Below are 14283 nucleotides of genomic sequence, written 5' to 3' on the forward strand. Positions count from 1 at the left end.
ACCGCACCACGCGTCGTACGACGCGACACACGCGTGATGCGTCCCCACGACGCAGCCGATCATTCCAACCAGATTCGAGACACCCTGACGACGGTCCGCCACGGGCCGTTTCAGCATGCTGATAAAGGAGCAAGCTCATGAGTGATACCCCGGTGCAGCCGACGGTCGGCGTCGGCGCGGAAGAAACGGACTACGGCACCAAGGGAGTCATCGACCGGTATTTCGGCATTTCGTCGCGCGGCAGCACGCAGCGTCGCGAAATCGTCGCGGGCGTGACCACTTTCCTCGCGATGGTCTATTCCGTGTTCGTGGTGCCCGGCATGTTCGGCAAGGCCGGCTTCGACACGAGCGCGGTATTCGTCGCGGTCTGCCTCACCACCGCCTTCGGTTCGCTGCTGATGGGCCTGTGGGCGAAGCTGCCGATCGCGATCGGCTGCGCGATTTCGCTGACGGCGTTCACCGCGTTCGGCCTCGTGCTCGGCAAGGGCCTGCATCCGACCGTCGCGCTCGGCGCCGTGTTCCTGATGGGCCTCGTGTTCACGGGCATCTCGGTCACCGGCGTGCGTTCGTGGATCCTGCGCAACCTGCCGGCCGGCGTCGCGCACGGCACCGGGATCGGCATCGGCCTGTTCCTGCTGCTGATCGCGTCGAACGACGTCGGCCTCGTGATCAAGAATCCGGGCGCCGGCCTGCCGGTCTCGCTCGGCCAGATCACCGCGTTCCCGGTCATCATGTCGGTCGTCGGCCTCGCCGCGATCTTCGGGCTCGAGAAGCGTCGCGTGCCGGGCGGCATCCTGCTCGTCGTGGTCGCGATCTCGCTGATCGGCCTCGTGTTCGATCCGGCCGTGAAATACCGCGGCATCTTCGCGCTGCCGTCGCTGAGCGCGCCGGGCCACGCATCGCTGATCGGCGCGATGGACATCCGGGGCGCGCTGTCGATGGCCGTGCTGCCGAGCGTGCTGGCGCTCGTGATGACCGCCGTGTTCGACGCGACCGGCACGATCCGCGCGGTCGCGGGCCAGGCGGGCCAGCTCGACGAGAACGGCCGCATCATCAACGGCGGCCGCGCGCTGACCGCTGATTCGATCAGCTCGATCTTCTCCGGCTTCCTCGGCGGCGCGCCGGCGGCGGCCTACATCGAGTCGAGCGTCGGCGTGGCCGCCGGTGCGAAGACGGGCCTCGCGGCCGCGGTGGTCGGCGTGCTGTTCCTGGTCGTGATGTTCTTCTCGCCGCTCGCGGGCCTCGTGCCGTCGTACGCAACGGCCCCCGCGCTGATGTACGTCGGCCTGCTGATGCTCGGCAGCGTGAGCAAGCTGCACATGGACGACATGGTCGATGCGATGTCGGGCCTCGTGTGCGCGGTGTTCATCGTGCTGACCGCGAACATCGTGACCGGCATCATGCTCGGCTTCTCGACGCTCGTGATCGGCCGCATCGCCAGCGGCGAATTCCGCAAGCTCAACGTCGGCACCGTGCTCATCGCGGCCGTGCTCGTCACGTTCTATCTCGGCGGCTGGGCGATCTGACCGCGAATCATGCGCGACGTCGCCGGCAGAAGGACGGCGCGCATCGGGACGACAGCGTCTCCTCCACCATCGTCGTCGATGGTCTCCGGGCCTGGAAACGCATGTTTCCAGGCCTTTTTTGCCGGTGCGGCCGGGGTTCCGTCGTGCCGTCCGGCCGAGACGGAGCGCGGCGGCAGCGTGCGTCGCATCGCGAATCCGAGCGCGGTGCTACGATCGCGCTTTGTCCTCCGGAACGCTCATGAATCCGTTCGGCATCGTCTCCGAATCCGACACGCGGACCGCGGCGCGCAAGCCGCCGTTCATCCCGTCGTTCAGTTTCGTCGAGGTTCATGAGTCGCGGCCGATCGACGCGTCGCCGTCGCGCATCATCGACGCCGTGGCCGCGCTCGACATGCGCGCCGATCCGGTCATCGACGCGCTGCTGGCCATGCGCGAAGCGCCGGCGGCCATCGCCCGCGCGCTGCGCAACCGCCCCGCCCAGGCCGAGCCCGCCCCCTTCGGCTTCGATACGTTCACGCTGCTGCATCGCGACGACACGTCGTTGTCGCTCGGGCTCGTCGGACGCTTCTGGCGCCCGACACCCGACGTGCGGACGATCGACGACGCCGCGGCCTTCGGTCGGCACGACGATCCGAATGACGCGAAGCTGGTGCTGCGGTTCGAGGTCGTCGGACTGCCCGCCGGCACGCGACTGCTGCGCACCGAAACCTTCGTGCACTGTCCGAGCGCGCGCACGCGCCTGCTGTTCCTGCCGTACTGGCTCGCGATCCGGCTTGCGAGCGGCTGGATCCGTCGCCGCACACTCGCGGCCGTCGAACTGGCGCTCGCCTGATACGCGGGGTCGGCGTCCGACCTCGACGGGATGCGCCGCATCGCGATGGACGGTGCCACACGCACGCCCCGTCATTGGCAATCCTGATCGGTTCGCCGTCGGTCGCGGCGAAAGGATGCCGCGCACCGCCCCGCGATTTTTGTTCCGCCCCACGCCCGCCGCCGCGGCGCGCTACCCTATCGATCTTCGCGCCGGCGCCCCGGCCCGCCGCCAGATCCGAACCGATCGATGACCCGCATCCGAAACCACCTGAACATCGCGCAGCTCCAGGCGTTCGTTTCCGCCGCGCATCACAAGAGCCTGCGCGCCGCCGCGCGCGAACTCGGCGTCACCCAGCCCGCGATCACGCATACGATCCGCGAACTCGAAACGGCGCTGAACGCGGAACTCCTCGTGCGCAGCGTGCGCGGCGTCGAGCTGACCGCGTGCGGCCATGCGCTGCTGCCGCGCGCCGAGCAGCTGCTCGGCGACATACGCCGCACCGTCGAGGCCGTCGAGCAGGTGAAAGGGGAAATGTCGGGGCGCGTCGCGGTCGGCACGATGCCGTCGATCGCGCTGACCGCGCTGCCGCACGCGGTCACCGCCTTCCGCCGGTCGATGCCGAACGTGAGCCTGCATCTGGAGGAAGTGACGGTGCCGGACGCGCTCGCGCAGCTGCGCAACGGCACGCTCGACATCGCTGCGATGCACCATGTGCCCGCGCTCGACCGCGATTTCACGCAGGTGCCGCTGCTGTCGACCGAATTCACCGTCGTGATGCGCGAAGGCCACCCGCTCGCGCACGCGCGCCGGTTAGAGGAATTGCTCGACGCCGAGTGGATCGTCACGGTCGGCGCCGAGCAGTTCCCGCACAGCGTGATGATCGCGATGTTCGAGGCGCGCGGGCTGCCGTTGCCGAAGCGCCTGCTGCGCTCGCCGATGTCGTTCGCGGTGACGCTCGGGCTCGTCGCGCGCTCCGACGTGATCGGCTGCTTCACGCGCCCGCTGGCCGCGATGGTGGCGCCGCTCGGGATCCGCACGGCCGAACTCGACGAAAGCATGCCGCGCTTCGACCTGTCGATCATCGCGCGCCGCGACCTGCTGCCGACGCCGGCCGTGACGCAATTCGTCACGTGCCTGCAGCGCGCGGTCAACGAAACGCTCGGTTGAATCGTTCCTTCGTCTGAAACGGTCGCACACCGCACGCGCGGCCGTCGGGTCCGGTATCGGGGCTTGTCCTAGGCGCCCTGCCGGTATTTTGTCTTGATAATCTTGCGCACGTCGCGCGTCCGCATCGGGCAGCGAAACGGACAGTCCGACGCGAAGCCGCGCCGGACCGAAGGCTTACGGCGCGGCACAACCGCGCACCCATCGAACAAAACGAGGAGTCACCGAGTGAAAAAGATTCTTGCGGCTGTGACCGTGGCCCTGCTCGCCGTATCGGCCGGCACTGCATACGCGAAGGACTGGACGACCGTGCGCTTCGGCGTCGACGCAAGCTACCCGCCTTTCGAATCGAAAGATGCGAGCGGCAAGGTGGTCGGCTTCGACGTCGATCTCGGCAACGAGATCTGCCGCCGCATGAACGCGAAGTGCGTGTGGATCGAAAACGACTTCGACGGGATGATCCCCGCACTGAAGGCACGCAAGTTCGACGGCGTGCTGTCGTCGATGTCGATGACGCCGGCGCGCCAGGAACAGATCGCGTTCTCGTCGAAGCTGTTCAACACGCCGACGCGCCTCGTCACGAAGAAGGGCACCGGCCTGATGCCGACGGCCGAATCGCTGAAGGGCAAGTCGGTCGGCGTCGAGCAGGGCACGATCCAGGAAACCTATGCGAAGACGTACTGGGCCGCGAAGGGCGTGAACGTCGTGCCTTACCAGAACCAGGACCAGGTCTACGCCGACCTGATCTCGGGCCGTCTGGACGGCGCGCTGCAGGACGCGGTGCAGGCTGAAATCGGCTTCCTGAAGACGCCGCGCGGCGCGAACTTCGATTTCGCCGGCAAGGACATCGACGATCCGAAGACGCTCGGCAACGGCGCCGGCATCGGCCTGCGCAAGGAAGACGCCGACCTGAAGGCAAAGATCGACGGCGCGATCGCCGGCATGCGCAAGGACGGCACGTACGACAAGATCGCGAAGAAGTACTTCGATTTCGACGTGTACGGCAAGTAACACCGCGCAACGCGCGCTTCGCAACCGCGCAGACGGGCTCCGCAAGGAGCCCGTTTTTTTTGCTCGCGCGCGACCGAAAGCCGCGGGAAACGCATGAACGAAGGGCCGCGGCAACGTTATTTTTTACGCGCCAACCCGATGATTCATAAAGGAAAACGACGCACCCGGGGCGCGGTTTGATAGGTTCGCGGAAGGCAACGTACAATCGATCTTCCACGCATACCGGATCACTCGCGGCTGCGCCGCCCTCCCCTCATCATGCAAACGCAGACCCATCCGCTGATTTCCCCCGCCGTCGGCACCGAACGCCAGATCACGAGCTTCCACTACGGCCCGCGCGGCGGCAAGAAGGTCTACATCCAGTCGTCGCTGCACGCGGACGAACTGCCCGGCATGCTGGTCGCCGCGCTGCTGCGCCGCAAGATCGCCGCGCTCGAGACGGCCGGCAAGCTGCGCGGCGAAGTGGTCATCGTCCCCGTGCCGAACCCGATCGGCCTGTCGCAACACGTGTTCGGCGATCACCTCGGCCGCTTCGAGCTCGGCTCGATGCAGAACTTCAACCGCAATTTCTACGATCTCGCGGCGCTCGTGCTGCCGCGCATCGAAGGCCACCTGACGAACGACGCGCAGCGCAACCTCGCCGCGGTACGCGCCGCGATGCGCGAGGCGCTCGACGAACAGAAGCCGCGCACCGAGCTCGAATCGCAGCGCCTGGCGCTGCAGAAGCTCTCGTTCGACGCCGACATCGTGCTCGACCTGCATTGCGACAGCGACGCGGTGATGCACCTGTATACGAACCCCGATCTGTGGGAAGACGTCGAGCCGCTGTCGCGCTATCTGGATGCGCAGGCGTCGCTGCTCGCGCTGAATTCGGTCGGCAACCCGTTCGACGAGATCCACAGCTTCTGCTGGTCGGATCTGCGCAACCGGTTCGGCGATCGCTTCCCGATCCCGAACGGCGCGATTTCCGTCACGGTCGAACTGCGCAGCGAGCGCGACGTGTCGTACGAACTGGCAGAGAAGGATTCGCAGGCGATCGTCGAATACCTGACCGAGCGCGGCGTCATCGACGGCACGCCCGCGCCGCTGCCGCCGCTCGCGCATCCGGCCACGCCGCTCGCGGGCACCGATCCGCTCGTCGCGCCGGTGTCGGGCGTGATCGTGTTCCGCACGCCGGTCGGCGCGTGGATCGAGGCCGGCCAGGACGTGGCCGACATCGTCGATCCGCTGACCGATCGCGTGATCACGCTGAAGAGCAGCGTGTCGGGCGTGCTGTACGCGCGCCAGATCGTGCGCTTCGCGACCGCCGGGATGGAAGTCGCGCGGATCGCCGGCGCGACGCCGATCCGCACCGGGTCGCTGCTGTCGGCCTGAGCCGCTTGGGCCCGCTTGGGCCCGCTTGGGCCGCTTGGGCCGCTTGGGCCGCTTGGGCCGCTTGGGGCCGCTTGGGGCCGCTTGGGGCCGCTCGGGCCGCCTGAACGGCCGGCCCGCGCGCCGCACGACGCGCACCAACGAAATCGCCCGCTTGCGCGGGCGATTTGCTTTTCCGCGGCGGCATGCCCGGCGACGCGGCCGGGCAACGCCTGGCGTTCAGAACGCCGGCACGATCGCGCCGCCGAACTTCTGGTCGATGAACTTGCGCACGTCGGCCGATTCATAGGCCGCGACGAGCTTCTTCACCCACGGCTTGTCCTTGTCCTGCGCGCGCACCGCGATCAGGTTCGCGTACGGCCCGCGCAGGTCCTCGATCGCGATCGCATCCTTCACCGGCGTGAGCCCGGCCTTCACCGCGTAGTCGGTGTTGATCGACGCGGCATCGAGGTCGGGCAGCGCGCGCGGCAGTTGCGCGGCGTCGAGTTCGACGATCCTGATCTTCTTCGGATTCTCGGCGACGTCGAGCGGCGTCGCATTGACGCCGTTCGTGCCGGCCCCCGCCTTCAGCTTGATCACCCCGTATTTCTGCAGCAGCAGCAGCGCGCGGTTGCCGTTCGACGGATCGTTCTGGATCCCGACCTTCGCGCCGGCCGGCAGGTCCTTCAGCGACTTGAGCTTGTTCGAATAGAAGCCCATCGGCGCAGTGTAGGTCAGCCCGACGTTGACGATCCGGTAGCCGCGCTGCTTGATCTGGCTGTCGAGGAACGGCTGGTGCTGGAAGCCGTTCGCATCGAGGTCGCCCGAATCGAGCGCGGCGTTCGGCTGCACGTAGTCGTTGAATTCGATGACCTTGATCGCGAGCCCTTCGCGAGCGGCGACCTTCGTCACCTCGGTCCAGATCTGCGCGTCGGGGCCGCTCATCGTGCCGATCTTCAGCGTCTGCGGGTCGGCGTGCGCGCCGGGCGCGGCAAAAGCCAGCGCCGCGGCAAGCGCGCCGAGGCCGGTCAGGATCGAACGTCGCATGGTGTCCTCTTGTCCCGTGTCGTTGTTGAAGCGCGCATCGTGGCACGGGGCCGGAACGGCACCAACCAAGCTTATTTCATGTGCATATTCCTGATCTCGATCGAATCTCAGGCGGAATCGGTATAACTCCCGGCTGTACAACCGGGCAGAATCCAGTGTCGCATCGGCACCACAGAATCGTCATATGACAAAGGCTGTCACATTCATTACGTGGCCCGCCGATAAAGTTGCGACCGGTCCGTGAAAGCGCCCATAGAGAGCGCCGGAACCGCAACTGGACACGCCATTTATTCGCTCGGAGAATCCTTTGAACAAGAAACTGTTGACCATCGCCGTCCTCGCAGCAACGACCGGCGCGGCGCACGCACAAAGCAGCGTGACCCTGTACGGTGTCATCGATGCCGGTATCAGCTACGTGAACCACAGCAAGACCGCGAACGGCGGCAGCGGCAAGCTGTTCAAGTACGACGACGGCGTGGCCCAGGGCAGCCGTTGGGGCCTGCGCGGCACCGAAGACCTCGGTGGCGGCCTGAAGGCGATCTTCGTGCTCGAAAACGGCTTCAACAGCGGCAACGGCACGATCGGCCAGGGCGGCGCGATCTTCGGCCGTCAAGCCTACGTCGGCCTGAGCCAGTCGCAATACGGCACGGTCACGTTCGGCCGCCAGTACTCGTTCTCGACCGACATCCTCGGCTCGAACTACTCGACCGGCGGCAACACGGTCGCGGGTAACTACGCGTACCACGTGAACGACATCGACCAGCTCACGTCGAGCCGCATCAACAACTCGGTGAAGTTCCAGAGCGCGAACTACGCCGGCTTCACGTTCGGCGCGTTGTACGGCTTCTCGAACTCGACCGACTTCGCCGGCGCACCGTCGACGACGACGGGCACCACGACGACGGCCGGTTCGTCGCGTGCATACAGCTTCGGCCTGAACTACGCGAACGGCCCGTTCGCCCTCGGCGCCGCTTACACGGACATCCGCTTCCCGAGCCAGTCGACGCCGGCATTCTCGACGTCGATCGCGAACATCGCGCTGACGAACATCCGCGACCTGCGCACGTACGGCGTCGGCGGCCGCTACATCTTCGGCCCGGCAACGGCATGGCTGCTCTGGACGCGTACGCAGTTCACGCCGATCGCGGCTGGCGCATCGGGCACGTTCTACAACGCATATGAAGCAGGCGTGAAGTATGCGATCACGCCGGCCCTGTCGGCAGCAGTCGGCTATACGTACACGAACGCCACGCAAAGCGGCAACTCGGCACACTGGAACCAGGGCAATATCGGCCTCGACTACGCACTCAGCAAGCGTACGGACGTGTACGGCCTGGTCATTGGGCAGAAGGCGTCGGGCAACAACGTGCAGGCGCAGATCGGTTCGAGCACGAGCTACTTCAGCACGTCGGGCAACGGTTCGACGAACCAGATCGCCGCTCGCGTCGGTATCCGTCACAAGTTCTAAAGCATCCGCTTAACTATCCGCTCATCTTGCGGATGACGACGGCAAGAAGCGCCCCGCTCCATGCGGGGCGCTTTTTTATGGGCTTTTAAGTTTCGCTTAATTCTGGGCTGAGAGGATGCTCTCACCCCCCCTGTTGGCCGCCTGAGCATCGGCGGCTTTTTTTTTAGACCCACTACGGCACCACCAACAACTGCCCACAAGACAGGATCGGAGGCCAAGATGATCGAAGATACCGTTTTCAACCATCTGCACGCGATTCTGACGCGCCGGCACTCGCTGCCGGTCCAGAGCTGCCGCGTGTCGGTGGAAATGCAGCGTCCGTGGGGCCGCCCGTACCGGCTCGTCGAATGGACGATGCATCTCGACGCGCCCGCGCGGCGCCAGATCGTGCCGGCCGAATCGACCGACGAAGAGATCGCCGAAGTCGTCGCGTCGCACGTGCCCGGCCGCCTGTACGGCGACGGCCGGCTGCAGTTCTGATTTCCCCTCGTTACCCGTCGCTGCCCGCATCGCGGCCGGCCCGCACGCGTCGTGCGGCACTCGGTCTCGTTTGACGCGGCAACGAAGTCTGCTACGCTGCGCGTTTTCGTCCACGCACCATACGATGGAAAACGCATTCAACGAACGCGGCGTGATGATCACGCGCAACGGCCTGTCGGCCGCCGGGCAGGTCTTCCCGCTGCGTGACATCCGCAACGTCGACGTCGTCAAGATCCCGAAGAATCGCCTCGTGCCGTGGCTGATCTCGCTGATCGGCGTGGTCACCGCCATCGGCGGCGGCATCGGCGCATCGAGCGCCGCGCTGGTCGTCGGCGTGATGCTCGCCGTCGTCGGCTATCTCGCCTGGACCACGCAGGACATCACGTACCGGCTGATGGTCGAGATGCCCGACGGCAAGCGCGAAGCGCTGTCGAGCGTCGACGCCGAGTTCGTCGAGCGCGTCGCGCAGGTCGTGCGCGATGCACGGACGGCAACGGCCGCCGGCTGATTTCCGCTGCGTGCGCCGACCACCTACTATTGAATGAGCGGCACGACGCCGCGTCGTTCGAGGAGGTCGGCATGAACCCCCAATCGCTGTCCGGCATGCTGCGCGCGCAGGAACTGCTGCTCGTCTCGATGATCCGGTCGCTTCCTCCCGACGCCCGCAGCGCGCTCGTCGACCTCTACGCCGAACAGCTCGCGTTCGCCGAACAGGCCGGCTTCGAAGGCCACGGCGATCGCGCGACGCATGACGCGTTCATCGCGCATGCACGCAACCTGCTGATCCGCATCGAATCGCTGGCCTAGGGCCTCTGCTCACGCCAATAGCGGGCCCGAACCGGCCCGCTTCTCCCGAATTTATCCCCGCGCGGCTCGCCCGATCCGCGCCGACGGCGCGCGCCGGCATGCGCCGTTTCCGTCCTTGTATTGATAATAATTCTCATTTACACTGGTGAAGTTATCAGTTGCCTTTCAATTCGCCGTTCGCCGCGTGTCGCGCGCGAACGGGCCAGCCAGGTGAACGCGTCACCCAGCCAGCCTTCGGGCTAGTTATCGTCAATGGGAGACCACCTGTGCATTGCTATCCGCTGGCGCGGCGGCCGATCTGTGCCGCGCTGTTCGGCGCGTTCGGCCTGTCCGCCGCCCCGGCCCACGCCGATTCGTCGCCGCAAGGCGCCAACCCGCCACCTGCCGTCCTGACCACCGCCGCCGCGTCCACCCGCGGCGATGCGGCACTGCTCGACCCCGTCACCGTCACGGCCACCCGTACCGCCACCGCCGCGAGCCGCACGGCCGCGTCCGTGTCGGTGATCACCGACGACGATCTCGAGGAACAGCAGGCCGCCAACATCAAGGACGCGCTGCGCTACGAGCCGGGCGTCACGGTGCGCCGCACCGCATACCGCCCCGGCAGCGCCGCGCTCGGCGGCGGCCGCGACGGCGATTCGAGCATCAACATCCGCGGCCTCGAGGGCAATCGCGTGCTGCTGATGGAAGACGGCATCCGCCTGCCGAACGCGTTCTCCTTCGGGCCGCTCGAAGCCGGTCGCGGCGACTACGCGGATCTCGACACGCTCAAGCGCATCGAGATCCTGCGCGGGCCGGCGTCGGCGCTGTACGGCAGCGACGGGCTGACCGGCGCGGTGAACTTCATCACGAAGGATCCGCGCGACCTGCTGTCGATCTACGGCAAGCCCCGGTACTTCTCGTTCCGGCCGAGCTACGACTCGGCCGACCGCAGCATCGGCGCGACGGTGTCGGCCGCGGGCGGCAACGACCGCGTGCAGGGGATGATCATCGCCGACGGCCGGCGCGGCCACGAGGTCGACACGCGCGGCAGCAACAATTCGGCAAGCACGCTGCGCACGACGTCGAACCCTCAGGATGTCTATTCAGAATCGCTGCTCGGCAAGCTCGTGCTGACGCCCACCGCGCGCGACACGATCAAGTTCACCGCCGAAACCGTGCAGCGCCGCGTGAGCACCGACGTGCTGTCCGCGATCAACCGGCCGGCCACGCTCGGCCTCACGACCCACGACCGGCTCGAGCGCAACCGCTTCAGCGTCGACTACGACTTCCGCGACGATGCGTTCCGGTGGTTCCAGACCGCGCACGTGCAGTTCTATTACCAGGACGCGAAGCAGGACCAGACCGCATTCGAGACGCGCGGCACGCAGCCTTCGCGCTCCCGCGACAACCAGTACCAGGAGCGCACGTTCGGCGGCTCCGCGTTCGCCGAAAGCGGCTTCTCGACCGGCCCGCTCGCGCACAAGCTGCTTTACGGCGTCGACGGCAGCCTGTCGCGCGTGACGAACCTGCGCGACGGCACGGTGCCGGGCGTCGGCGAAGCATTCCCGAACAAGGCGTTTCCCGATACCGACTACACGCTGTTCGGCGCGTTCGTGCAGGACCAGATCGGCTATGGCCGCCTGCTCGTCACGCCGGGGCTGCGCTTCGATACGTACCGGCTGAGCCCGACGCAGAACGATCCGCTGTTCACCGGCACCGCGGTGTCGACGAGCGCGAACGAAGTGTCGCCGCGCGTCGCGGTGCTCTACGAGATCACGCCCGCGCTGATTCCGTATGCGCAGTACGCGCACGGCTTCCGCGCACCGACGCCCGACCAGGTGAACAGCAGCTTCTCGAACCCGGTGTACGGCTACACGTCGATCGGCAATCCGAACCTGAAGCCCGAGACCAGCGACACGTTCGAAGCGGGCCTGCGCGGCAAGGCCGGCACCGGCTACGGCGTCGTGCGCTACAGCGCGGCCGCGTTCACCGGCCGCTACCGCAACTTCATCTCGCGCACGACGATCGCGGGCAGCGGCCGCCCGGCCGACCCGTTCGTGTTCCAGTACGTGAACTTCGCCGACGCGCGCATCCACGGCCTCGAAGGCCGCGCCGAATGGATCATGCCGAACGGCATCACGCTGAAGACGGCGATGGCGTTCACCCGTGGCTCGACGCAGAACGACGGCGCGGCGAGCCAGCCGCTGAACACGGTCAATCCGTTCTCGGCGGTGTTCGGCGTGCGCTACGAACCTGGCGAACGCTGGTTCGTGCAGACCGACCTGCTGTTCCAGGCCGCGAAACGCGACAAGGACATCGACAAGTCCGACTGCTCGAACAAGGCGTGCTTCGCGCCGCCGTCGTCGTTCGTCGTCGACCTGCGCGGCGGCTACCGCTTCAACAAGCACGTGAGCGCGACGATCGGCATCCGCAACCTGTTCGACCGCAAATACTGGAACTGGTCGGACGTGCGCGGCATCGCGGCCGATTCGCAGGTGCTCGACGCGTATACGTCGTCCGGACGCACCGTCGCCGTCAGCATGAAGGTGGATTTCTGATGCGCGCGGTCGCGCGTTCCTACCCAACCGTTACTTGAAGGAGTCCGACATGATGCATTCCGCCCTTCCCGGTCAGCCGGCCACGCCGGCCCGCGCATCCGCCGCGCTGCGCGACGCGTTCGTCAAGCTCAAGGCCGAGCGCCAGCTGCGCAACCGCGACGTCGCGCAGGCACTCGGCGTCAGCGAAGGCGAGGCGCTCGCCGCGTTCGTCGGCGAGCACGTGGTGCGGCTCGACGCGCGCTTTCCGGCGATGTTCGAGGAAATGCCGCGCCTCGGCCGCGTGATGGCGCTCACGCGCAACGACACGGCCGTCCACGAGAAGGACGGCGAATATGCGCAGATGAGCCACGACGGCCCGGTCGGCCTCGCGCTCGGCGACATCGACCTGCGCATCTTCTACCGTCACTGGGCATCCGCGTTCGCGGTGCGCGACGAGACCGCGCACGGTCCGCTGAAGAGCCTGCAGTTCTTCGACGCGCAAGGTCATGCGATCCACAAGGTCTACCTGCGCGCGCACAGCGATCACGCGGCGTACGACGCGTTCGTCGAACGCTGGCGCGCGGCGTCGCAGGAGCCGGGGCTCGACGTCGTGCCCGCCGCGCCGAAAACGCCCGAGCGGGCCGACACCGAGATCGACGTCGCGGGCTTTCGCGCCGCATGGGATGCGATGACCGACACGCACCAGTTCTTCGGCATCACGCAGCGCTTCGGCGTGAGCCGCATGCAGGCGCTGCGCCTCGCCGATCCGCGATACGCGTATCCGGTCGAAGCCGCGCGCGCATTGCGTCACGTGCTCGAACAGGCCGCGCGGAGCGGCCAGCCGATCATGGTATTCGTCGGCAATGCGGGGATGATCCAGATCCACACGGGCCCGGTCGCGAACGTGCGCGAGGTCGGCGCGTGGATCAACGTGCTCGACCCGGGCTTCAACCTGCACGTGCGCGAGGACCTGATCGCCACCGCGTGGGTCGTGAAGAAGCCGACGAGCGACGGCATCGTCACGTCGCTCGAACTCTTCGACCGGCAGGGCGACCACGTCGCGCTGCTGTTCGGCGAGCGCAAGCCGGGCCAGGTCGAACGCGACGACTGGCGCGCACTCGTCGCGACACTGCCGTCGGCGGCACGCGGAGACGCGCGGTGAGCGCGCGATCGTTCCTGCCGCGGCGCCGCGTCGTGCTCGCGAGCGCGGTCGCCGGTGCGCTCGCGGGCGCGCTGCCCGGCCGGGCGTTCCCGCAAACCTCCCAGGCCGCGCGGAAACGCGTCGTCGTGATCGGCGGCGCGCTCGCGGAAACCGCGTTCGCGCTCGGCGGCGCCGACGCGCGCGGTTTCCACGGTTTCCGGCTCGTCGGCACCGACACGACCTGCACGTACCCGGACGCCGCGAAGCGCCTGCCGAAGGTCGGCTACCAGCGCGCGCTGTCGGCCGAGGGGCTGCTGTCGCTGCGCCCCGATCTCGTGCTCGCGTCGGCGGAAGCCGGCCCGCCCGCCGCGATCGCGCAGGTGAGAAGCGCGGGCGTCGCGGTCACGACGTTCGACGAGCGGCATGACGTCGATTCGGTGCGCGCGAAGATCACCGGCGTCGCGCAGGCGCTCGACGTGCGCGACGCGGGCACCGCACTGCTGCAGCGCTTCGATCGCGACTGGCAGGCCGCGCGCGACGCGGTCGCCGCGCGCGTGCCCGGCGGCGCGCAACCGCCACGCGTGCTGTTCGTGCTGAACCATACCGGCAACCAGGCGCTCGTCGCCGGCCAGCGCACGGCCGCCGACGCGATGATCCGCTATGCGGGCGCGCGCAATGCGATGCAGGGCTTCGATCACTACAAGCCGCTGACGACCGAGGCGCTGGCCGCCGCCGCCCCCGACATCGTGCTGATCTCCGACGAAGGGCTCGCGGCGGTCGGCGGCCGCGCCGCGCTGCTCGCCGCGCCCGGCTTCGGCGCGACGCCGGCCGGCCGCGCGCGGCGCGTCGTGTCGCTCGATGCGCTGTTCCTGCTCGGCTTCGGCCCGCGCCTGCCGCTCGCCGTCACGACCCTGCACCGACGCCTGTCGGATGCGCTCGCCTGATTCCGGATCGTC

13 protein-coding genes are annotated in these 14283 nt (G+C 67.6%); 12 read left to right on the top strand and 1 reads right to left on the bottom strand.

The window, feature by feature from the left end:
* Positions 1–137: 137 nt before the first annotated feature.
* The 5 genes from U5771_RS03810 to U5771_RS03830 all read left to right on the top strand — a co-directional run bounded on the left by U5771_RS03810 (position 138) and on the right by U5771_RS03830 (position 5889).
* Complete coding sequence (locus tag U5771_RS03810; protein WP_322022731.1) at positions 138–1526, top strand: NCS2 family permease; 1389 nt, start codon at positions 138–140, stop codon at positions 1524–1526.
* 238 nt (positions 1527–1764) lie between these two features.
* Entirely contained in the window at positions 1765–2358 is a 594-nt protein-coding gene (locus U5771_RS03815) for a hypothetical protein (protein ID WP_322022732.1), read from the top strand.
* Between the two features lie 228 nt (positions 2359–2586).
* Positions 2587–3507, top strand: coding sequence for a LysR substrate-binding domain-containing protein (locus U5771_RS03820; protein WP_322022733.1), 921 nt, complete (start codon positions 2587–2589; stop codon positions 3505–3507).
* Between the two features lie 225 nt (positions 3508–3732).
* Positions 3733–4515 carry an ABC transporter substrate-binding protein gene (locus tag U5771_RS03825; protein ID WP_322022734.1) on the top strand — a complete coding sequence of 261 codons (783 nt, stop codon included), beginning with the start codon at positions 3733–3735 and terminating at the stop codon, positions 4513–4515.
* Between the two features lie 258 nt (positions 4516–4773).
* Entirely contained in the window at positions 4774–5889 is a 1116-nt protein-coding gene (locus U5771_RS03830; RefSeq protein WP_322022735.1) for a succinylglutamate desuccinylase/aspartoacylase family protein, read from the top strand.
* A gap of 216 nt (positions 5890–6105) precedes the next feature.
* Here the strand turns inward: U5771_RS03830 and U5771_RS03835 are convergent, their stop codons facing one another.
* On the bottom strand, positions 6106–6912 hold the full coding sequence (locus U5771_RS03835) for a MetQ/NlpA family ABC transporter substrate-binding protein (RefSeq protein WP_322022736.1): 807 nt from the start codon (positions 6910–6912) through the stop codon (positions 6106–6108).
* Between the two features lie 307 nt (positions 6913–7219).
* On the opposite strand from U5771_RS03835, the gene U5771_RS03840 reads away from it, so the two are divergent.
* The 7 genes from U5771_RS03840 (at position 7220) to U5771_RS03870 (ending at position 14271) form a co-directional block, all read left to right on the top strand.
* Complete coding sequence (locus U5771_RS03840) at positions 7220–8380, top strand: porin (protein WP_322022737.1); 1161 nt, start codon at positions 7220–7222, stop codon at positions 8378–8380.
* A 219-nt stretch (positions 8381–8599) separates the two neighbouring features.
* Positions 8600–8860 carry a DUF2866 domain-containing protein gene (locus tag U5771_RS03845; RefSeq protein WP_322022738.1) on the top strand — a complete coding sequence of 87 codons (261 nt, stop codon included), beginning with the start codon at positions 8600–8602 and terminating at the stop codon, positions 8858–8860.
* 124 nt (positions 8861–8984) lie between these two features.
* Positions 8985–9368 (top strand): DUF6232 family protein, encoded by a 384-nt coding sequence (locus tag U5771_RS03850; protein WP_322022739.1) that lies wholly within the window; start codon positions 8985–8987, stop codon positions 9366–9368.
* A 71-nt stretch (positions 9369–9439) separates the two neighbouring features.
* The gene (locus U5771_RS03855; protein WP_322022740.1) at positions 9440–9667 is read left to right on the top strand and encodes a hypothetical protein; all 228 of its coding nucleotides are present in this window, start codon (positions 9440–9442) and stop codon (positions 9665–9667) included.
* Positions 9668–9933: 266 nt separating this feature from the next.
* Complete coding sequence (locus U5771_RS03860; protein WP_322022741.1) at positions 9934–12207, top strand: TonB-dependent hemoglobin/transferrin/lactoferrin family receptor; 2274 nt, start codon at positions 9934–9936, stop codon at positions 12205–12207.
* A gap of 49 nt (positions 12208–12256) precedes the next feature.
* Positions 12257–13348 (top strand): hemin-degrading factor, encoded by a 1092-nt coding sequence (locus tag U5771_RS03865; protein WP_322022742.1) that lies wholly within the window; start codon positions 12257–12259, stop codon positions 13346–13348.
* Entirely contained in the window at positions 13345–14271 is a 927-nt protein-coding gene (locus U5771_RS03870) for a helical backbone metal receptor (protein ID WP_322022743.1), read from the top strand. Before U5771_RS03865 ends, U5771_RS03870 begins: the two co-directional genes overlap by 4 nt.
* Positions 14272–14283: the final 12 nt, after the last annotated feature.

Origin of the sequence: Burkholderia sp. BCC1977, assembly GCF_905339595.1 — a bacterium.
Classification (GTDB): Bacteria; Pseudomonadota; Gammaproteobacteria; order Burkholderiales; family Burkholderiaceae; genus Burkholderia.